Raw genomic sequence first — 17,548 nt, 5'->3', positions numbered from 1 at the left:
ATCACCTTATTCCATGACTTCGTTGCACTCTTTGCAGAAGCGCACTTTCTTGGTTTTGCCCTCGGACTCAATGTACTTGTAGCCCACGCGGGTAGGCTTGGCGCACGCCGAGCAGACCACCATCACATTGGACACGTGGATGGGCATTTCCTTTTCCACGATGCCGCCGGGCTGCTGCGCGTAGGGATTGGGGCGCATGTGACGCTTGGCCACGTTCACCTTCTCCACCAGCACGCGATCCTTCTTCTTGAGGATCTTCAGCACCTTGCCGACCTTGCCCTTGTCCTTGCCGGTGATGACCATCACCTTGTCGTCCTTGCGGATACGATACGCTTTCATCGTCATCTCCTACAGCACTTCCGGAGCAAGGGAAATGATCTTCATGAAATTGGCGGCACGCAGCTCGCGGGCCACGGGGCCGAAGATACGGGTTCCCACGGGCTCGCCCTGGTTGGAAAGCAGCACGGCGGCGTTGCCGTCAAACTTGATGTAGCTGCCGTCCATGCGGCGCACTTCCTTGGCGGTGCGCACGATGACGGCCTTCATCACGTCACCCTTCTTGACCTTGCTGTGGGGCATGGCTTCCTTGACGGACACCACGATGATGTCGCCCACGGAAGCGTAACGACGGTGCGAACCGCCGAGCACCTTGATGCAGGCCACCTTTTTGGCGCCGGAATTGTCGGCAACCTGAAGCGTAGATTCTACCTGGATCATGGCGATTACCCTTACACAGCCTTTTCAATGATGGAGACCAGATGCCAGCGCTTGTTGCGCGACATGGGACGGAACTCCACGATTTTGACCTTGTCACCCATACCGCATTCGTTCATGGGATCATGAGCCGTGAACTTCTTGCGGCACCTCACATACTTCTTGAGCAGAGGATGCTTCACCAGCGTTTCAACGCGCACGACAATGGTCTTGTCGTTCTTGTCGCTGACCACGATGCCGGTAAGCGTTCTGCCCTTGCGATCTTCCAGAGCTTGCATGGTGTTCAGCCCTCTAGTCCTTTTCGTTCAGTACGGTGGAAATGCGCGCCACCAGGCGGCGGGTCGCCTTGAGCTCGGAGGTCTTTTCCAGCTGCGCGGTGGCATGCTTGAAACGAGCCGTCATCAGGGCTTCGCGCTCTTCGGCCAGCTTGGAACGCAGTTCCTCGGCGCTCAGCTTGCGCAGGTCGGCGGCCTTGAGCACATTGGCCTTCTTTTCGGTCTTCTTGGCAGCCATTACAGCCCCTCCCTCACCACGATGATGGTCTTCACGGGCAGCTTGTGGGCGGCGCGGGTCAGAGCCTCGCGGGCCAGCTCAAGGCTGACGCCCTTGATTTCATAGAGGACGCGGCCGGGCTTGACCGGCGCGCACCAGCCCACCGGAGCACCCTTACCGGAACCCTGACGGGTTTCCAGAGGCTTGGCGGTCACGGGACGGTCGGGGAAAACGCGGATCCACACCTTGCCGCCACGCTTGATGTGACGCATCATTGCAATACGGGCGGCTTCGATCTGCTGGCTGGAGAGCTGGCCGTGCTGCACGGCCTTGAGGCCGATATCGCCAAAGGCAATGGTGGCGCCACGGGTGGCGAGGCCGCGCAGACGGCCCTTCTGCCATTTACGGAATTTTACTTTCTTGGGCGCGAGCATTACTGATCAACCTCTTTGTCAAGGATTTCACCCTTGTAGATCCAGACCTTGACACCAATGATGCCATAGGTGGTACGCGCTTCGGCAAAGCCGTAGTCAATGTCGGCGCGCAGGGTCTGCAAGGGCACGCGGCCATCACGGTACCATTCGGTACGGGCGATTTCCGCACCGGCCAGGCGACCGGCGCAGGTCACCTTGATGCCTTCGCCGCCGAACTTGCGGGCCATGGTCACCGTGCGCTTCATGGCGCGACGGAAGGCCACGCGGCGCTCGAGCTGCTGGGCGATGTTTTCGGCCACCAGCTGGGCTTCGATTTCGGGACGGCGGATTTCATTCACTTCCAGCGAGAATTCGCGACCGAACTTCTGGCGCAGGTCATTGCGCAGCTTTTCGATCTCCACGCCCTTGCGGCCGATGACGATGCCGGGACGGGCGGTGGAAAGGATCAGGCGCACTTTGCCGCCGGCGCGTTCGATCTCGATCTTCGCCAGGCCCGCATGATAGAGGAGCTTCTTGACGAAGGCGCGAATCTTGCTGTCCTCGTAGACAAAGGCAGGGTATTCCTTCTTGCTGAACCAGCGGGACTGCCAGTTCTTGTTGTACCCAAGCCGGAAGCCAAACGGATGTACTTTCTGACCCATAGCCTATTCCTGCCCTTCTGCGAGTATGACGGTGACGTGACTGGTGCGCTTGTGAATCTTGGTGGCGCGGCCTTGAGCGCGGGGCATGAAGCGCTTCCAGGTCGGGCCTTCGTTCACGATGACTTCCTTGACCACCATGGCGTCCACATTCACGCCGCCGAGCTGGGAGGCATTGGCCAGCGCGCTCTTCAGCACGTTGAGCAGCACTCCGGCGGGCTTGTTGGGGGTGAAGCGCAGGATGTTGAGCGCCTCTTCCACACCGCGGCCCTGCACATTCTTGGCCACAAGACGGGTCTTGCGGGGCGACACCCGCTGGAACTTTGCAATAGCTTTCGATTCCATATCCCTACCCTACTTCTTGCCGGCCTTGGCCTTTTTGTCGGCAGCATGACCGTGGAAGGTGCGGGTGGGCGAGAATTCGCCCAGCTTATGGCCCACCATGTTTTCGGTCACGAACACCGGCACGAACTTCTTGCCATTGTGCACCGCAAAGGTCAGTCCCACCATTTCGGGAAGGATGGTCGAGCGGCGCGACCAGGTCTTGACGACGCGGCGGTCATTGTTGGCCACGGCGGTTTCGACCTTCTTCATCAGATGGCCGTCAATGAACGGCCCTTTTTTCAGCGATCTGGGCATGTGCTACTCCTACTTCTGGCCGCGGCGCTTGATGATAAGACGCGAGGACGCCTTGTTGCGGTCGCGGGTCTTGAAGCCCTTGGCAGGCATACCCCAGGGCGACACGGGGTGACGACCGCCGGAGCTGCGGCCTTCGCCGCCGCCCAGGGGATGGTCGATGGGGTTCATGGCCACGCCGCGCACCTTGGGACGGCGACCCAGCCAGCGGTTACGGCCGGCCTTGCCCAGCGAGATGTTCTCGTGCTGGATGTTGCCCACCTGGCCCACGGTAGCGACGCAGGCGGCGAGCACCTTGCGCACTTCGCCGGAGGGCAGGCGCAGCAGAGCGTACTTGCCTTCCTTGGCGATGAGCTGGGCGTAGGTGCCGGCGGCGCGGCAGAGCTGGCCGCCCTTGCCGGGATACAGTTCCACGTTGTGGATGACGGTACCCACGGGGATGCGGGCCATCTGCATGGCGTTGCCGGGCTTGATGTCCGCGCCTTCGCCGGCGATGACCACATCGCCCTGATTCAGCCCCACGGGGGCGATGATGTAGCGCTTCTCGCCGTCGGCATAGTGCAGCAGGGCGATGCGGGCGGTACGGTTAGGGTCGTACTCGATGTGCGCCACCTTGGCCTGGATGCCCAGCTTGTTGCGCTTGAAGTCGATGATGCGGTACAGGCGCTTGACGCCGCCGCCACGACGGCGGCTGGTCACGCGGCCACGATTGTTACGGCCGGCCTTCTTGGTCAGGCCGACGGTCAGCGACTTCTCCGGAGTGGAGCGGGTGATTTCCTCAAAGTCGGAAACCGTCTGGAAACGGCGCCCCGCGGAGGTCGGTTTCAGCTTGCGGACAGCCATGGTTACACTCCCTCGAAGAACTCGATTTTATCGCCCTGACGCAGGGTCACATAGGCCTTCTTGTAGCCGGGCTTGCGGCCGACCACGCGGCCCTGGCGCTCACGATCGGAGGGCGCCTTGCGAACCACGTTGACGGATTCCACTTTCACATTGAACGCCTTTTCCACGGCCTGCTGGATCTCCAGCTTGTTGGCCTTGGGATGGACGTAAAAAGCCACCTGATTGGACGCTTCCTTAAGCAGGGTCGTCTTTTCGGTCAGCAGGGGCTTGATAAGAACCTGAGTATATTCCATGACTACGCCCCTTTCTTCTCGAAGCGGGCCTGCACGGGGCTGACGGCGCCTTCCAGCAGCACGAGCTGCTTGTGGCGCAGCACTTCCAGCACGCTCAGGCGGTCGGGAGTGGTCAGCGTGAGGCCGGGGATGTTGCGGGCCGAACGGGCCAGCGCCTCGTTGTCCTCGGGGGTCACGATGAGCGCCTTGGTCAGACCCAGGGTATCGGCAACCTTGGCAAAGTGCTTGGTCTTGGCTTCAGGCAGTTCGATAGCCTTGACGACCAGGAGGTTCTCGGCGGCCAGACGGCTGGAAAGCGCCATCTTCAGCGCCAGAGCGCGCACCTTGCTGTTCACCTTGAAGCTGTAGTCGCGGGGCTGGGGGCCGAACACGATGGCCCCGCCGCGCCAGATGGGCGAACGGTTGGAGCCGGAGCGGGCGCGACCTGTGCCCTTCTGCTTCCAGGGCTTGTTGCCGCCGCCGGAAACGAAGGCGCGGGTCTTGGTCTGATGCGTCCCGGCGCGCTTGGCGGCCATCTGGGCGCGCACCACGAGGTTGAGGATCTCGGGGCGGGCCTCGACTTCAAACACTTCGGGAGCCAGCGTCACTTCGCCGGCTTTCACCTTGTTCTGGTCAAAAACTGTAATGGTAGCCATGCTGCTTCTCCTACTGCTTGCGGATCAGCACCAGCCCGTTCTTGGGGCCGGGCACGGAACCTTTGACCAGGATGACGTTATCCTCGGGGCGCACGTCAACAATCATAAGGCCCATTTCCGTCACGGTTTCATTGCCCCAGTGGCCGGCCATCTTGCGGCCCTTGAAGACGTGGCCGGGGAAGGTGCAGTTACCGATGGAGCCGTTGTTGCGGTGCACCTTTTCGCAGCCGTGCGTATCCTTGGAACCGGCGAAGTTCCAGCGGCGCATCCGGCCCTGATAGCCCTTACCGAGGCTGGTGCCGGTCACTTTCACCTTGTCGCCGGCGGCGAACATTTCCACGGTGAGCTGCTGGCCGGCTTCCATTTCCGGAGCGCCTTCCAGACGGATCTCACGCAGATGGCGGTACAGACCGGTGCCGGCCTTGGCAAAGTGGCCGCGCATGGCCTTGCCCACGTGCTTTTCCTTGGCTTCGGTCAGCGCGATCTGCAACGCGTTGTAGCCGTCCTTTTCCACCGTTTTCACCTGGGTGACGGGGCAGGGGCCAGCCTGTATCACGGTAACGGGCACAGCGGCGCCGTCACCGGCGAAAATACGGGTCATGCCAAGCTTGCGACCCAAAATTCCCATTTTCTCAGCCATGACTGCCTCTCACTAGAGCTTGATTTCCACGTCCACGCCGGCGGGCAGAGAAAGCTTGCCAAGGGCGTCGACGGTCTGCTGCGTGGGTTCAAGAATATCCATAAGCCGTTTGTGGATGCGCATTTCAAACTGCTCGCGGGACTTCTTGTTCACATGCACGGAACGCTGGATGGTATATTTATGGATGTTGGTGGGCAGAGGAATGGGTCCCGCCACACCGGCACCGGTATTGCGCGCCGTGTCCACGATTTCCGCAACAGCCTTGTCCAGGATGCGGAAGTCGTAGGCCTTGAGCTTGATCCGAATGCGATCGCTGCCAACTGTCGTCATGTTGCCTACTCCGTTTGAAAAAACATCCTGCGCCGGTTGGGTGCAACGCAGGTTCCTTCACAACTGTTCAACGAGCCACACCAATGGCCCGATGGGCCGCCTACCCGGCGGACGTCGTAGGGCTTTCAACGAGGGAGAAGCGCTTATGCAGCGCACATCACAGGACCGGTTTCCCGGAATTCGGAGGAGTATGGACGCATGAGCGTGCCGCATCATCCGTGTGATGCTCCCCGGCGCAGCCCATGCCTGCCGCTCCATGATGGAGCAGCGAGGAGGTCCCGCAGGGTCACCAAATGGGGTATCTCACCCCTACCTTTACAGCCCCGGGTCGCCACTTGGAGGTGGCGGGATCCGTCATCGGGCTGGAACGGCTCGACATTGTCCGGCATCTGGTAACGCCTGCACATGTCAAAGCCTCCCCTTGCGGGGAGATACAGCAGGACAGACTCGATCTGCCCTTCCCTGCCGTCCAGGGATTTGCCCCGTCTGCGGGGCAGAGGTCTTACTTAGCTTCACCAGCAAAAAAGGTCAAGCGTTTTCTCCATTCCCATGAGCGGAAACGGCTTGCGCCCCCTGCTCCGTCCCGGTCAGCTCCCGCCAGTAGGCAGCGGCGGCGCGGGCGGCCTCCCCCGCTCCACGCGCGGCGTAGAGGCGGCACAGCTGCTGCCACAGGCGCTCCCGCAGCGGGAGCACGGCCTCCTCCCGCACGCCCCGGCGGCACAGTTCTTCGATCTGCAACCACAGCTGGCGCAATGCCTGCATTTCCCGGCTATGGCTCAGACGGGCCGCCACGGGCGAGGCCTGCTCACATCCGCCCGGCCCCACCGCCGGGTAGTCCCAGCCGGCCTGCCGGGCCCAGTCCGCCCCGAGGGCCAGCCAGGGGGCGGCAGCCGCATCGGGCACAGCGGGCCGGGCGCTGCCCGCATAAAAGATGTCCAGCGTGCGGGAGCCGCCCGGCACCGGCGTGGCCAGGCCGCGCGCGATCTTGGCTTCAAAATCCTGCTGCGACTTGTAGTAATAGTGATTCACCCGCAGATGGCGGGCCGTGGGATAGGAACAGGGCCCGGCCACGGGAAAGCCGTCCTCGTTGACCGCAAAGGCCCCTTCGCGGAAGGCGAAATGATGCGGCGACAGCGGACGGGTCACCAGCTCCGGCCGGATGATGCTCTTGACGTGGCTGTCCAGGCCCAGCGCCTCGCCGTAGTTGGCCAGCGTGCCGCCGGGCGGACGCCGCAGATGGCCCCCGCTGCCCATCATCATCCAGTGCAGCGCGACGCCGCCGAAACGCTCGTAGGGGCGCAGCAGACGGCTCAGCGGCGGGACGACATCTCCTTGTCCGGGGCTGGTCAGCGGCACGAGGAACTCGTCGATGTCGAGGAAGGCCAGCCAGAACACCCGGCCGCGCCAGAGGCGGAGGGCATGGAAATAGGCGGAAAGCTGCGGCGCTTCCCGCAGCGTGAAATCCGTCACGCTGACCACGCCGCGCGCCACCAGCGGCGCGAGCACCTCGCGCAGGGGCTCGCGACTGCCGTTGTCATAGAGAGCGACGTGGCTGAAGCCGAGCCCCAGATGATAGCAGACCCATTCCCGCACGTCCTCCGCGGCCTCGTCGCGGGCGATGCCGCAGAGACAGGCCGCCCTAAGCGTCACGGGAACGTCCGCCCGCCGGCCGGCTCTCGCCGAGCAGCGCCCGGGCGTAATCCTCGCCGTTGAAGGGCCGCAGATCCTCCAGCTTCTCGCCCAGGCCCACAAAGGAAATGGGCAGATGCTCCTGCATGGCCACGGCGATGGCCACCCCGCCCTTGGCGGTGCCGTCCAGCTTGGTGAGGATGAGCTCGTCCACGCCCGCCGCTTCCCTGAACAGCCTGGCCTGCGACAGGGCATTCTGCCCGGTGGTGGCGTCGATGACCAGCACCGTGCGATGCGGCGCGCCGGGATGCTTCTTGCCGATGACCTGACGGATCTTGGTCAGTTCTTCCATGAGATTGACCTTGGTCTGCAGGCGTCCCGCCGTGTCCACGAAAAGGATGTCCACCTTTTCCTTCAGGGCGCGGTCCATGGCCTCGTAGGCCACGGAGGCGGGATCGGAACCGGCGGCGCGGGAGTGGAAGAGCGCCCCCACCCGCTCGGCCCAGACCTGCAGCTGTTCGATGGCCGCCGCACGGAAGGTGTCCGCCGCGGCGATCATGACCGTCTTCCCCTGCATGCGGGCCCGGTGGGCCAGCTTGGCGATGGTGGTCGTCTTGCCCACGCCGTTGACGCCGATGAAAAGCACCACTTCGGGCGGATTGACCGCCGCGATGCGGCGCGGGGCCTGGAAGATCTCCGCCAGCTCGCTCATGAGCAGCCCCCGCACGTCGCCGGCGCTGGTCACCCCTTGCTTGCGGGCTCGTTCACGCAGACGCTCCACCAGCGCCAGCGCGGGTTCATAGCCCAGGTCGGCCATGATGAAGAGCTCTTCCAGCTCTTCCCAGAACGCGTCGTCGAGCTCGCCATGCGAGGCGAACAGGGAATTGAGCCCCCGGGAGAACTGTTCGCGGGTGCGGCTCAGCCCCTGGCTGATCTTGAGGAAGAGGCGGCTGCGTTCGTCCTCTTCATCCTCCATGTCCAGCGCCAGCGCCAGCCGGTATTGCAGCTCGGAGCGGAAATCGGCCACATAGCGGTAGTCCATGCGCCGCGTCCACTGCCGGAAGTCCTCCACGAAGGCCTCCGCTTCCGCGGCGGGCGTCTCCAGCGCCGCCAGCAGGAAGGTCAGCCGCCGCCAGAGCAGGTCGTCGGCCATCTCCACCCCGTCCAGCACGATGTCCAGCCAGACGGAAAGGCGCGGCTCGGCCTGACGCAGACGCAAGGTGAGGGCCTGCGTTTCCGGGTCGTCCGCGCTGGCGGCGGCGGGCGCGGGCGCGGCGGCCTGTTCCGTCGCCTGTTCCGTCGCCTGTGCCGCCGTCTGTTCCGTCGCCTGCGCTGGAGCCTGCTCCGCCGTCTGCCCGGTAGCCGGCTCGCCGGACATTTCGGCGGGGATTTCCGCGACAGGGTCGGCAGTGGGAGCGGCAGCCGCATCCGCTACGGCGACCTTCTCCACAGCGGCGGCATGTCCGGCAGTCTCAGCCCCGGCCTGCTCAGGGACGGACGGGGCCTGCGGCGCGGCGGGGACCTCGGGCGTCGCCGTTTCCGGGGCGGCGCCGCCGCCGAACAACTTTTTCACAGCAGAGAAAAAACCCATACGCAGCCTCACTTCACGTTTTGCGGCGCGGCGAGGGCCGTCAGCACCTCGCGCAGGGCCACGGAACAATTCTCCACGGCCGTGGCCTGTGTTTCACACTGGGGATCGTTGAGCGCCGTCTGCATGGCACGGGCCGTTTCCGACAGACGCTCCGCCCCCAGGCAGGGAGCGGCCTTTTCCAGCGTCTGCCCCAGACGGCAGAGCCCGGCCAGTTCATTTTCCTCATACAGGCGGGTCATCACCCGCGGGCCGCGTTCAAAGGTCTGTCGGAACAGCCCCGCCGTCACCCGCCAGCTTTCCGGATGCGTGCGCTGGTAGCTCCGCCCCAGTTCGGCGCTGACGACCACCGGCCCTTCCTCCGCCGGAGCGGGCCCGCCGCCCTCCACCGTCGGGGCCGCCTCGTCATCCACCGGGCTCAACCCCAGTCTGATGGGCGGCGTACGGGGAGCGGCGGCACTCTCCGCCTGCGTCCCGGACTCGTTGCCGCGCAGGAGCTGCCAGCGGGCGGAGAGCCAGCGCCGGGCATGGGCCAGATCCCCCCAGTGCCAGAACAGCGCCAGCAGGGCTGCCGTGAGGTAGACCAGCCAAAGCGCGCCCTGCCAGAACTCGCGGTCGCGCCCGGCCCGGATCTCGGCCGCCGCTTCGCGCCGGGAAAGGTAGACCTCCACCTTGCCGATAAACTGCCCTTCCATGCTGAGCTGGCTCATGCCCTGCACGGCATGCTCGGTGATCTCGTCATCCCACGGCACGGGCTCCCACTGATAGTTGCGGCGCATGCCGTCAAAAAATCCCTGCCGGGTCTGCACCATGATGCCGTAGATGCGCGTATCCTCCATGATGCTCATGATCACCGTGCGTACGGCCAGCTCGTCCATCTCCCAGGCAGGCAGGCTCAGCAGCCCCGCCACCTGCGCGGCCGCGCGCCCGGCCTCGCTGATCAGCCGGCTCTCCACATCCCGCCGCACGGCGGACACGCCCCAGACAACCTGCAGCGCCAGCAGCAGGAGACCCACCCCCCAGATGCCGAGGGCCGCCAGACGACGCCATTTCCTTCGTTCCGTCATAATGAAGCTCTTGAATCGTCATTGCGCCGCAGGAGCCGCCGCCCCAGCCGGCATATATCCCTGTCGCGCACGAGCAGAAGCGCAGGCGGCCAGATGAGCAGGCCCGCGGCGATGGACAGACTGAGCCGTTCCCACGCGGGCAGCGCCGCCGTCAGCAGGCACACGCCCGAGGCCGCCAGCCCCACCAGCCCCGCCACCAGAGCCTGGAGAACGCAAAAACGCAGTGCCCGCCACCGGCCGCCGCGCGGGGCATCCCTATGCCCCAGCCGCCACAGCAGGCCCGTCTGCACCCAGAGGGCCAGGCTTGCCGCCGCCGCAGCCCCCGCCCCCCGCAAGGGAACAGCCAGCTCCCGCGTCAGCAGCAGGCCCGCCGCAAGCGTCAGCAACGGCGCCAGCAGGCCCGTCATGGCCGCCCGGCGGCGACGCCCGACAGCATGACAGGCCGACAGCAGACAACGACTGACGGCGCAGGCCGGCAAACAGGGCACATAGGCGAGAACGGCCCATGCCGTCAATCGTACCGCATTCGCGTCAAAAGCGCCATGCCCCAGCAGGCAGTCCACCAGCGGCGCGGACACGGCCGCCAGCCCGGCCGCAGCGGGCAGAGAAAGGCGCACGGCCCAGCGCAGGGAAGCATCCCGCAACAGGGCGAAATCCCGCCAGCGGCCCGCATGCGCCAGACGGCTCAGGGGCGGCAGGGCCGCCATGCCCAGACAGGCCCCCACCAGCCCGAGCGGCAGCTCAAGCAGGCGTTCGGCATAATAGAGGGCGGCCATATTCCCCTCACCGGCCAGCGAGGCGGGCCACATGGCCGCCAGCATGGCCAGCTGCGGAGCCGCTGCCGCCAGCGCGCCGGACGGCAGCTGGGCCAGCAGCCGCCAGGCCTCGCGCGACGGCAGCGCGGCCCGGGCGGACGAACGGCCGCCGCGACGCGGACGGGATCGCCGCAGGAGCCGTGCCGCCGCGGCCTGCTGCAGCAGCCACTGAGCGCAGCCGCCGCCGCTCATGCCCAGCGCCAGCGCGAGGGCCGTTTGCCGCATGTCCGCCCCGCAAGCGACGGCCAGCAGGGCCGCCGTCAGCACACAAATATTGAAGAGTACGGGAGAGAGCGCCGGGACGAGAAAATGTTCACGGGCATGCAGCACCGCCATGCACAAGCCGGCTAGGCCCGCCGCCGGCACATAGGGCAGGCAGGCGCGCAGGAGCTCTCCCGCCAGCGCCGCCCCGGCCGGAGGGAGCCCCGGCGCGAGCAGACGCATGAGCGGCTGCGCCAGCACGGCCGCCAGCACGCAGGCGGCCAGCAGCGCCGCCCCCAGCCGCCAGGCCAGCGCCCGGAGCACGGCCGCCGCCTCGTCCGCATCATCGCGCCCGGCCAGACGGGCCGTAAGACTCATGGAGAGGGAGCCTTCGGCCAGCATGCGCCGCAGGATATGCGGCAGGCGCATGGCCGCCGTCAGCGCGTCCGCCACGGGGCCGGCCCCCAGCAGCCAGGCCGTGGCCGCATCCCGCGCCAGCCCCAACAGTCGGGAGAGCACGGTACAGCCGCCCAGCGCCGCGGCGGTGGACAGCAGGCCGCCCCCGCGCCGCCCGGCCCGGCTCGTCCCCGGCTCCGGCCGCCGCGTCACCGCCCGCTCCGTTGCGGGCAGATGCCGGACGCCGGACGCTGCCGGGGCTTCCGTGGTCTGAACCGCCGTTCCAGCATGATCCCTCCTTGCCGCGCATGCCGCGTCCCGCCGGCGCGACGGCGGGCGCGGCCCCCTGGCGCGATCCCTACGGACGGTGCGGGTCGGGTTCGGTCTTCCAGTCGCGTACCAGCTCCCGCACGTTCGCGGCGCGCCGCTCGGGCAGATCCTTGTACTGTTCGGCAAAGACATGGATACGGGTCGCGCCGCGCGGCGCGAACAATCCCTTGACGCGGATCCAGCAGGGGGCCAGCAGGCTGTTCAGGTCATCCAGCACCGTATTGGTGATGGTCTCCATGAAGGACTGATGGTTGCGGAAAGCGAACATATAGAGCTTGAAGCTCTTGGACTCCACGCACAGCTCGTCGGGGATGTATTCCACGCTGATGGTGCCCATGTCCGGCTGCCCGGTCACGGGACAGAGGGACGTGAACTCGGGGAAGCTGATGCTGATGACGTACGGCCTGTGCGGGCAACGGTTGGGGAAGGCTTCCAGCAGGGCCACGCTGGGCCCGCCCTGCGGCGTGGGTAGTTTGCCCGTGCCCAGGGCATGGAGATGGGCCGTCTGATCCTGGCTGTGGGTCGGTTCCTGTGACATGATGTCTCCTTGCGGAAAGATTCGGGGACAGCCCCGCGGGCAGACTTGTAACGTAATGTGCTTGCCGCTACAATAGTCCCTCCCGGAGCGGATGCCGCCGGCGCTTCCCCGTTGCCGGGAAAGTCCGCTCCCGCAACCGTCTGGAGGCGTACATGATCTGGAAACTTTCCCTGCGGGCCTGCTCGGCGGCGGACTGCCTGCCGCTTGCCCCCGCGCAGAGCGGGGGGCCCCTCGGCCTGCCGGCTCATCTTCTGCAGGATCCGCCTTTGCGGGACGTCCCCTTCCTGCCGGTGGGGACCACCCTCTATGCGGAGGAGACCCCCTTTGCCCGCGTGACGGGCCACGTCTGGCTGCCGGCCTGCGACGACGGGCACGCCCTGCGCTGTCCCCTGCTCACGGCCCTGACGGACCTCCCCGTGGGCGACATTTGCCTTGAGCCGCGCAAGAGCGGCCGCAGCCTCGCCTGGGTCACGCTGTCGGACAAGGGCTCCCTCGGCCTGCGCGAGGACACCAGCGGCCCGGCGCTGGCGGAAATGGTGGCCGAAACCCTGCCTCTCTGCCACAGCCAGGGATTCATCCTGCCCGACGAACCCTCCGAACTGCGCGCCCTGCTGACGGAGCTGGCCCTCGGCCAGCAGTATGATCTCATCCTGACCAGCGGCGGCACGGGCATCAGTCCGCGCGACATCTCCCCGCAGGTGACGCGGGCCCTGCTGGACTACGAGCTGCCCGGCTTTGCCGCGGCCATGCTGGCCGCCAGTCTGGCCGTCACGCCGCGCGCCGTCATTTCCCGCGCCACGGCGGGCGTGCTGGGGCAGAGTCTGATCATCAACCTCCCCGGCAGTCTCAAGGCCGTCCGGGAAAATCTGGCCGCCGTCCTGCCCGCCCTTGCCCACGCACTCGACAAACTGCACGGCGACACCGCCGATTGTGGAGGTTAACGATGCTTCCCAGCCGCACCACGGCAGCCACGTTCTGCCGCATGATCAAGATCGAGCACTCCATCTTTGCCCTGCCCTGGGCCTGGGCGGGCGCGGTACTGGCGGCCCGGGGCATGCCGCCCCTGCTGCCCCTCGTCATGCTGACCATCGCCATGGTCGGCGTCCGCTCCTTCGCCATGGGCATCAACCGCATCGTCGATCTTCCCTTCGACCGGGAAAATCCCCGCACCTGCGAGCGGGCGCTCGTCACCGGCGAGATCACCCTGACGCAGGCCTGGCTCTTCTGCGGCGTGTCGGCGCTGGTCTTCATCGGGGCCTGCGCCTGCATCAATACGCTCTGCCTCTCCCTGGCCCTGCCGGCCCTCATCTTTACCGCCGTCTACAGCCTGCTCAAGCGCTTTACCCCCTACTGCCACTACTGGCTTGGCGCCAGCCTCGGCCTGGCTCCGCTGGCCGGCTGGCTCAGCGTCGATCCCTCCAGTCTCGGCCTGGCCCCGCTGCTGCTCTTCTGCGCGGTGACGCTCTGGGTGGGGGCCTTCGACGTCTACTATGCCTTCCAGGATCTGGATTTCGACACGGCTTTCGGCCTGCACTCCCTGCCCGCGGACAAGGGCCCGGAAGCCGCGCTGACCATCGCCGGCTTTTCGCATGTGCTGACCTCCCTTTTCCTGCTCCTGTTCGGTCTGGCCGCGCAGCTCTCGCTGATCTGGTACGCCTTCTGGCTGGGCATCTCGCTCCTGCTGCTGGTGGAGCACCGCATCATGCGCAAGCAGGATCTTTCCCGCGTCAATCTGGCTTTCTTCACGCTCAACGGCATCGTCTCCCCTCTCGTCCTGCTGGGCGTCATCCTGGGGATGGTGTTCTGATGGCCCCGCGCAAACGCTACCAGTGGCAGGACGGGGCCCTGCGGGAAGATGACGACAGCCCCAGCCGGTCGGAAAAAAAACGCCGCAGCGCCGCCCTGCAGACGCTGGGAGAAGAGCTGGCCGCCCTGCCCCCCGCCGCGCAGGCCGACATGCCCCTCAGCCCGGACATGCGCGAAGCCCTTTCCCTGCTCGCCCGCATAACGGACAGAGAGGGACGCCGCCGCCAGATGCAGTTCATCGGGCGGCTCATGCGCGAGGAAGATGCCGATGCCATCCGTGAGGCCCTGGCCGCCCGTTCCGCCGGCCATCAGGCGGATACGGCCCGCTTCCACCGGGCCGAACAGTGGCGGGACCGCCTGCTGCAGGAACCCGCCGCGACCCTGCCCGGCCTTCTGACCGCCCTGCGCGAGGCCCTGCCCGCCGCCGGCGAGGCCCTGCTCGAACGGCTGCCGGATCTGGTCGCCCGGGCCCGGGCCGAACAGGGCGCGCCCCACGCCCGGAGAGAACTTTTCCGCCTGCTGATGCAGGGCATGAACGGCTCTGCCGGCCCCGGACAAAAAAAATAAAAAAGTTTGAAAAAACGCTTGACCCCGGCACGGCTTTCGCGTAGAAACCATCTTCGTCAGCGACGCCCTTGTAGCTCAGTCGGTAGAGTGCATCCTTGGTAAGGATGAGGTCACCAGTTCAATCCTGGTCAAGGGCTCCACGAAAAAACAAACGCCTATCTCGCATAGGCGTTTTTTTATGTCCGGTGAGCGTATGAACCTGCCCTTCTCCGTACCGATCCCCGTAGCGACCGTCCTTCTGCTGACCCTTTCCAACGTTTTCATGACGTTCGCCTGGTACGGCCATCTGCGCTACAAGGGCCTGGCCCTGCCCATCGTCATCCTGACGAGCTGGGGCATCGCGCTGTTCGAGTACGTCCTGCAGGTCCCGGCCAACCGTATCGGCCACGGCTATTTTTCCGCCGCGGAACTCAAGACCATCCAGGAACTCATCTCCCTCAGCGTCTTTACCCTCTTCTCGGTCTTCTATCTGCACGAATCCCTGCGCTGGAACCACATCGTGGGTTTCGCGCTCATCGTGCTGGCCTGCTGGGTCATTTTCAAGGAATGGTAGGCGGGCCGTGGTCTCGCTGAGCGTCATCCTCATCTGCTGCGGGGCGGCCCTCGTGGCCGGCTTCATCGACGCCATAGCGGGCGGCGGCGGCCTTATCACCCTGCCCGCGCTGCTGCTGGCCAACGTGCCCGCCCACAACGCCCTTGCCTGCAACAAGATCAGCGCCGCGCTGGGTACGGCCACCGCCGTGGGCACCTTTGCCCGCAGCCACCTCATCCAGTGGCGCGTGGCCCTCGTGGGCGTGGTCGCGGCCCTGCTGGGCTCTGCCATCGGCTCTCAGATATCCCTGCTGTTCGACAACGCCATCCTGGGCAAGATCCTCGTCTGCCTGCTGCCCTTCGGCATGGCCGCCACCCTCCTGCCCAAGAAGGATATGGCCCACGACCTCAACGTCACCAGCGGCCCCCGCCTCTGGCTGCTGACGCCGCTGGTCTGCCTGTGCATCGGCATCTACGACGGCTTTTATGGCCCCGGCACCGGCAGCTTCATCATCCTTGCCCTGCACTTCATCGTCCGCGTGGGCCTCATCCAGGCCTCGGCGACCTCCAAGGTCATCAACCTCGGTTCCAACATCGCCGCCGCCGTCAGCTTCATCCTGGCGGGCAAGGTGCTCTGGCTGCTGGCCCTGCCCATGGCGGCCGCCTCCATCACAGGCAACTGGCTGGGCAGCCGTACCGCCGTCCGCGTCGGCCCGCAGGCCGTACGCCGCTTCCTGACGGTATCGCTGGGCCTCCTCTTCTGCACCCTGCTCTATGAATTCTTCATCCTTGAGGCATTCTAGAACCTGTCAACACGACTGCGGCTTGTTTTGGGGGGAAGCCCCCCTCCGCCTGCACGAGCACTCACGGCACCCCTTGCCTCTGTACTACGGAGTCTCCGCATGAAACATCTCATCCGCTCCCTTCTCTTCCTGCTGCTGCTTGCGCTCACCGCCTGTACCCGCTTCTCCGGATTCTAAATCTTGGCTCCGCTTGCTTCCCGTTGCCGCCGGTGCTATGTTCATGGCAGTTCCTCCCCGGCAATCCCGCCGCGAGGCACGCAAGGAGCAAACATCATGAAACGTGTACTGTTGCTGGCCCTCGGTCTTCTGCTGCTCACGTCCACAGCCTTTGCCAAGGATGTGCAAAAACATCTGCCCGGCGATCTGACGCTGGACGAGGCACGTACCGTCCTTGATGCCGCACTGGTCAAGGCCCGTGCACAGGGCGTGCCCATGAACATCGCCATCGTGGACGCCGGCGGCAACCTCAAGGCTTTCGTGCGTCAGGACGGCGCATTCATCGGCAGCATCGACGTGTCCACCAAAAAGGCCATCACCGCCCGCTACTTCAACATGTCCACCGCTGAACTGGGCGCTGCCTCCCAGCCCGGCAAGGAACTTTACGGCATCGAAGCCACCAACGGCGGTCTGGTCATCTTCGGCGGCGGCGAGCTGCTCATCCGCAACAACGTCATCGTGGGCGCCATCGGCGTCAGCGGCGGCAGCGTGGCCGAAGACACCAACGTGGCCAAGGCCGGTGCGGCGGCCCTGAAGTAAATCGCCACCCTTGCAGCCTTCCGGCCCGTTCCCCTTCAGGCGGAGCGGGCTTTTTTGCATGCGCCGCCACGCTTCCCTCCCTGCACCGCTTCAGCCGGATCCCGCAGTTCGGGCAGCGCCCCGCCCGCCACGGCCCACAAGTACAGTGAGGCCACGCTCCCGTACGGGGAGAATCTCCGCCGATACCGTTCAAAGCGCTCCCGGTCGATGTCCTTGTGCCGGTAGAGCATACGCAGGCCGCGCCGGATGGCCAGGTCATCATAGCTGAGCACATCCTGCCGTTGCAGAGAGAACAGCAGCAGCATCTCCGCCGTCCACACCCCAACGCCCCGCAGTCCCACCAGCGCGGCGCACACGGCGGCATCGTCCATCTCCCGCAAGGCTTCCACATCCAGACGCCCATCCGTCACAGCCTGCGCCGCCTCACGAACATATTCCACCTTGCGCCCGGAAAGCCCGAGGGCTCGCAGCTCCTCCGGCGCGACCGCCAGCACGCTCGACGGCCTGACCTCCCCCAGCCTGGCGCACAACCGCTGCCAAAGCGTGCGCTGCACCGTCATGGATACCTGCTGCCCCACAATGGCATGAACCAGCGCGGCAAACAGATCCGGCATCACCTCCCGCCGCAGAGGCCCCAGCCGCTCCATCACTTCCCCAAGCCGCTTGTCCCGCCGGGCCAGATAGCCCACCGCCCGCTCGTCATAGGCAAAATGCATGGCTTGCTCCCTTTTGGGGGAGAACTTTTGCGGGGGAGGGGAACCTTTGCAAAGGTTCCCCTCCCCCGCGCCCCCTCCCCTCGAAAACTTTACTCTGGTCGCTCCAAGCTTTCGTAACGCGTCTGCCGCCACTTTGTCCGCCGGTCCCCC

26 protein-coding genes and 1 tRNA gene are annotated in these 17,548 nt (G+C 65.7%); 7 read left to right on the top strand and 20 right to left on the bottom strand.

What is annotated here, in order from left to right:
* Positions 1-6: 6 nt before the first annotated feature.
* The 18 genes from rplX to queF form a co-directional block, all read right to left on the bottom strand.
* Complete coding sequence (rplX, locus tag Q0K12_RS05300) at positions 7-339, bottom strand: 50S ribosomal protein L24 (RefSeq protein ID WP_297260733.1); 333 nt, start codon at positions 337-339, stop codon at positions 7-9.
* A gap of 9 nt (positions 340-348) precedes the next feature.
* Complete coding sequence (gene rplN / locus Q0K12_RS05295; protein WP_006008423.1) at positions 349-717, bottom strand: 50S ribosomal protein L14; 369 nt, start codon at positions 715-717, stop codon at positions 349-351.
* Between the two features lie 11 nt (positions 718-728).
* Positions 729-992: a 30S ribosomal protein S17 gene (gene rpsQ, locus Q0K12_RS05290; RefSeq protein ID WP_297260731.1), complete on the bottom strand. Its 264-nt coding sequence runs from the start codon at positions 990-992 to the stop codon at positions 729-731.
* A gap of 13 nt (positions 993-1,005) precedes the next feature.
* Positions 1,006-1,227, bottom strand: a complete 222-nt coding sequence (gene rpmC, locus Q0K12_RS05285; protein WP_297260730.1) for a 50S ribosomal protein L29 — start codon at positions 1,225-1,227, stop codon at positions 1,006-1,008.
* A complete protein-coding gene (gene rplP / locus Q0K12_RS05280) occupies positions 1,227-1,640 on the bottom strand; it encodes a 50S ribosomal protein L16 (RefSeq protein WP_297227361.1) in 414 nt (137 codons plus the stop codon). Before rplP ends, rpmC begins: the two co-directional genes overlap by 1 nt.
* A complete protein-coding gene (gene rpsC / locus Q0K12_RS05275) occupies positions 1,640-2,281 on the bottom strand; it encodes a 30S ribosomal protein S3 (protein WP_297227360.1) in 642 nt (213 codons plus the stop codon). The genes rplP and rpsC overlap by 1 nt, the downstream gene beginning before the upstream one ends.
* Positions 2,282-2,284: 3 nt before the next feature.
* Entirely contained in the window at positions 2,285-2,623 is a 339-nt protein-coding gene (gene rplV / locus Q0K12_RS05270; protein ID WP_296304682.1) for a 50S ribosomal protein L22, read from the bottom strand.
* A 9-nt stretch (positions 2,624-2,632) separates the two neighbouring features.
* Positions 2,633-2,917 carry a 30S ribosomal protein S19 gene (gene rpsS / locus Q0K12_RS05265; protein WP_296304683.1) on the bottom strand — a complete coding sequence of 95 codons (285 nt, stop codon included), beginning with the start codon at positions 2,915-2,917 and terminating at the stop codon, positions 2,633-2,635.
* A 9-nt stretch (positions 2,918-2,926) separates the two neighbouring features.
* Positions 2,927-3,757 (bottom strand): 50S ribosomal protein L2, encoded by an 831-nt coding sequence (gene rplB, locus Q0K12_RS05260; protein ID WP_297260727.1) that lies wholly within the window; start codon positions 3,755-3,757, stop codon positions 2,927-2,929.
* A gap of 2 nt (positions 3,758-3,759) precedes the next feature.
* Positions 3,760-4,050, bottom strand: a complete 291-nt coding sequence (gene rplW, locus Q0K12_RS05255) for a 50S ribosomal protein L23 (RefSeq protein WP_297227355.1) — start codon at positions 4,048-4,050, stop codon at positions 3,760-3,762.
* Positions 4,051-4,052: 2 nt separating this feature from the next.
* On the bottom strand, positions 4,053-4,685 hold the full coding sequence (rplD, locus tag Q0K12_RS05250; RefSeq protein WP_297260725.1) for a 50S ribosomal protein L4: 633 nt from the start codon (positions 4,683-4,685) through the stop codon (positions 4,053-4,055).
* 10 nt (positions 4,686-4,695) lie between these two features.
* Positions 4,696-5,325, bottom strand: a complete 630-nt coding sequence (rplC, locus tag Q0K12_RS05245; RefSeq protein ID WP_297260723.1) for a 50S ribosomal protein L3 — start codon at positions 5,323-5,325, stop codon at positions 4,696-4,698.
* A gap of 12 nt (positions 5,326-5,337) precedes the next feature.
* Positions 5,338-5,655, bottom strand: coding sequence for a 30S ribosomal protein S10 (gene rpsJ, locus Q0K12_RS05240; RefSeq protein WP_297260721.1), 318 nt, complete (start codon positions 5,653-5,655; stop codon positions 5,338-5,340).
* 528 nt (positions 5,656-6,183) lie between these two features.
* Positions 6,184-7,305 carry a glycosyltransferase family 92 protein gene (locus tag Q0K12_RS05235; RefSeq protein WP_297260719.1) on the bottom strand — a complete coding sequence of 374 codons (1,122 nt, stop codon included), beginning with the start codon at positions 7,303-7,305 and terminating at the stop codon, positions 6,184-6,186.
* Positions 7,295-8,875, bottom strand: a complete 1,581-nt coding sequence (gene ftsY, locus Q0K12_RS05230) for a signal recognition particle-docking protein FtsY (RefSeq protein ID WP_297260717.1) — start codon at positions 8,873-8,875, stop codon at positions 7,295-7,297. The genes Q0K12_RS05235 and ftsY overlap by 11 nt, the downstream gene beginning before the upstream one ends.
* A gap of 8 nt (positions 8,876-8,883) precedes the next feature.
* Positions 8,884-9,939 (bottom strand): hypothetical protein, encoded by a 1,056-nt coding sequence (locus tag Q0K12_RS05225; RefSeq protein WP_297260715.1) that lies wholly within the window; start codon positions 9,937-9,939, stop codon positions 8,884-8,886.
* Positions 9,936-11,564: a murein biosynthesis integral membrane protein MurJ gene (gene murJ / locus Q0K12_RS05220; RefSeq protein ID WP_297260713.1), complete on the bottom strand. Its 1,629-nt coding sequence runs from the start codon at positions 11,562-11,564 to the stop codon at positions 9,936-9,938. The genes Q0K12_RS05225 and murJ overlap by 4 nt, the downstream gene beginning before the upstream one ends.
* Before the next feature lie 145 nt (positions 11,565-11,709).
* Positions 11,710-12,219 carry a preQ(1) synthase gene (gene queF / locus Q0K12_RS05215; RefSeq protein WP_297260711.1) on the bottom strand — a complete coding sequence of 170 codons (510 nt, stop codon included), beginning with the start codon at positions 12,217-12,219 and terminating at the stop codon, positions 11,710-11,712.
* 152 nt (positions 12,220-12,371) lie between these two features.
* Between queF and Q0K12_RS05210 the strand changes: the two genes are divergently transcribed.
* The 6 genes from Q0K12_RS05210 to Q0K12_RS05185 all read left to right on the top strand — a co-directional run bounded on the left by Q0K12_RS05210 (position 12,372) and on the right by Q0K12_RS05185 (position 15,926).
* Positions 12,372-13,160 (top strand): MogA/MoaB family molybdenum cofactor biosynthesis protein, encoded by a 789-nt coding sequence (locus tag Q0K12_RS05210; protein WP_297260710.1) that lies wholly within the window; start codon positions 12,372-12,374, stop codon positions 13,158-13,160.
* A gap of 2 nt (positions 13,161-13,162) precedes the next feature.
* Complete coding sequence (locus tag Q0K12_RS05205; RefSeq protein ID WP_297260709.1) at positions 13,163-14,026, top strand: UbiA-like polyprenyltransferase; 864 nt, start codon at positions 13,163-13,165, stop codon at positions 14,024-14,026.
* Positions 14,026-14,592: a ribosome biogenesis factor YjgA gene (gene yjgA / locus Q0K12_RS05200; protein WP_297260708.1), complete on the top strand. Its 567-nt coding sequence runs from the start codon at positions 14,026-14,028 to the stop codon at positions 14,590-14,592. The genes Q0K12_RS05205 and yjgA overlap by 1 nt, the downstream gene beginning before the upstream one ends.
* A 64-nt stretch (positions 14,593-14,656) precedes the next feature.
* Positions 14,657-14,732: transfer RNA gene (locus Q0K12_RS05195), tRNA-Thr, on the top strand.
* 53 nt (positions 14,733-14,785) lie between these two features.
* Positions 14,786-15,145: a DMT family protein gene (locus Q0K12_RS05190; protein ID WP_297260807.1), complete on the top strand. Its 360-nt coding sequence runs from the start codon at positions 14,786-14,788 to the stop codon at positions 15,143-15,145.
* 7 nt (positions 15,146-15,152) lie between these two features.
* Entirely contained in the window at positions 15,153-15,926 is a 774-nt protein-coding gene (locus Q0K12_RS05185) for a TSUP family transporter (protein ID WP_297260707.1), read from the top strand.
* A gap of 84 nt (positions 15,927-16,010) precedes the next feature.
* On the opposite strand, the gene Q0K12_RS05180 is transcribed toward Q0K12_RS05185, so the two are convergent.
* A complete protein-coding gene (locus Q0K12_RS05180) occupies positions 16,011-16,148 on the bottom strand; it encodes a hypothetical protein (protein WP_297260706.1) in 138 nt (45 codons plus the stop codon).
* 51 nt (positions 16,149-16,199) lie between these two features.
* On the opposite strand from Q0K12_RS05180, the gene Q0K12_RS05175 reads away from it, so the two are divergent.
* Positions 16,200-16,682 carry a heme-binding protein gene (locus Q0K12_RS05175; RefSeq protein WP_297260705.1) on the top strand — a complete coding sequence of 161 codons (483 nt, stop codon included), beginning with the start codon at positions 16,200-16,202 and terminating at the stop codon, positions 16,680-16,682.
* Between the two features lie 35 nt (positions 16,683-16,717).
* Here the strand turns inward: Q0K12_RS05175 and Q0K12_RS05170 are convergent, their stop codons facing one another.
* The gene (locus Q0K12_RS05170; RefSeq protein WP_297260704.1) at positions 16,718-17,398 is read right to left on the bottom strand and encodes a DNA-3-methyladenine glycosylase 2 family protein; all 681 of its coding nucleotides are present in this window, start codon (positions 17,396-17,398) and stop codon (positions 16,718-16,720) included.
* Positions 17,399-17,548 lie beyond the last annotated feature (150 nt).

Origin of the sequence: uncultured Desulfovibrio sp., assembly GCF_944324525.1 — a bacterium.
In the GTDB taxonomy this organism is placed as follows: domain Bacteria; phylum Desulfobacterota; class Desulfovibrionia; order Desulfovibrionales; family Desulfovibrionaceae; genus Desulfovibrio.
The sequence above is the reverse complement of the archived record's forward strand: the minus strand, read 5'-3'. Positions and strand labels throughout refer to the sequence as shown.

Coding starts and splice junctions, on each gene's coding strand:
- rplV (WP_296304682.1), bottom strand. CDS start 2,623: ATGGAATCGAAAGCTATTGCAAAGTTCCAGCGGGTGTCGCCCCGCAAG.
- Q0K12_RS05190 (WP_297260807.1), top strand. CDS start 14,786: ATGAACCTGCCCTTCTCCGTACCGATCCCCGTAGCGACCGTCCTTCTG.
- Q0K12_RS05175 (WP_297260705.1), top strand. CDS start 16,200: ATGAAACGTGTACTGTTGCTGGCCCTCGGTCTTCTGCTGCTCACGTCC.
- rplX (WP_297260733.1), bottom strand. CDS start 339: ATGAAAGCGTATCGTATCCGCAAGGACGACAAGGTGATGGTCATCACC.
- rplC (WP_297260723.1), bottom strand. CDS start 5,325: ATGGCTGAGAAAATGGGAATTTTGGGTCGCAAGCTTGGCATGACCCGT.
- rpsJ (WP_297260721.1), bottom strand. CDS start 5,655: ATGACGACAGTTGGCAGCGATCGCATTCGGATCAAGCTCAAGGCCTAC.
- rplB (WP_297260727.1), bottom strand. CDS start 3,757: ATGGCTGTCCGCAAGCTGAAACCGACCTCCGCGGGGCGCCGTTTCCAG.
- Q0K12_RS05225 (WP_297260715.1), bottom strand. CDS start 9,939: ATGACGGAACGAAGGAAATGGCGTCGTCTGGCGGCCCTCGGCATCTGG.
- rpmC (WP_297260730.1), bottom strand. CDS start 1,227: ATGGCTGCCAAGAAGACCGAAAAGAAGGCCAATGTGCTCAAGGCCGCC.
- rpsC (WP_297227360.1), bottom strand. CDS start 2,281: ATGGGTCAGAAAGTACATCCGTTTGGCTTCCGGCTTGGGTACAACAAG.
- queF (WP_297260711.1), bottom strand. CDS start 12,219: ATGTCACAGGAACCGACCCACAGCCAGGATCAGACGGCCCATCTCCAT.
- rplP (WP_297227361.1), bottom strand. CDS start 1,640: ATGCTCGCGCCCAAGAAAGTAAAATTCCGTAAATGGCAGAAGGGCCGT.
- rplW (WP_297227355.1), bottom strand. CDS start 4,050: ATGGAATATACTCAGGTTCTTATCAAGCCCCTGCTGACCGAAAAGACG.
- rplN (WP_006008423.1), bottom strand. CDS start 717: ATGATCCAGGTAGAATCTACGCTTCAGGTTGCCGACAATTCCGGCGCC.
- ftsY (WP_297260717.1), bottom strand. CDS start 8,875: ATGGGTTTTTTCTCTGCTGTGAAAAAGTTGTTCGGCGGCGGCGCCGCC.
- Q0K12_RS05170 (WP_297260704.1), bottom strand. CDS start 17,398: ATGCATTTTGCCTATGACGAGCGGGCGGTGGGCTATCTGGCCCGGCGG.
- yjgA (WP_297260708.1), top strand. CDS start 14,026: ATGGCCCCGCGCAAACGCTACCAGTGGCAGGACGGGGCCCTGCGGGAA.
- Q0K12_RS05205 (WP_297260709.1), top strand. CDS start 13,163: ATGCTTCCCAGCCGCACCACGGCAGCCACGTTCTGCCGCATGATCAAG.
- rplD (WP_297260725.1), bottom strand. CDS start 4,685: ATGGCTACCATTACAGTTTTTGACCAGAACAAGGTGAAAGCCGGCGAA.
- rpsQ (WP_297260731.1), bottom strand. CDS start 992: ATGCAAGCTCTGGAAGATCGCAAGGGCAGAACGCTTACCGGCATCGTG.
- rpsS (WP_296304683.1), bottom strand. CDS start 2,917: ATGCCCAGATCGCTGAAAAAAGGGCCGTTCATTGACGGCCATCTGATG.
- Q0K12_RS05180 (WP_297260706.1), bottom strand. CDS start 16,148: ATGAACATAGCACCGGCGGCAACGGGAAGCAAGCGGAGCCAAGATTTA.
- Q0K12_RS05210 (WP_297260710.1), top strand. CDS start 12,372: ATGATCTGGAAACTTTCCCTGCGGGCCTGCTCGGCGGCGGACTGCCTG.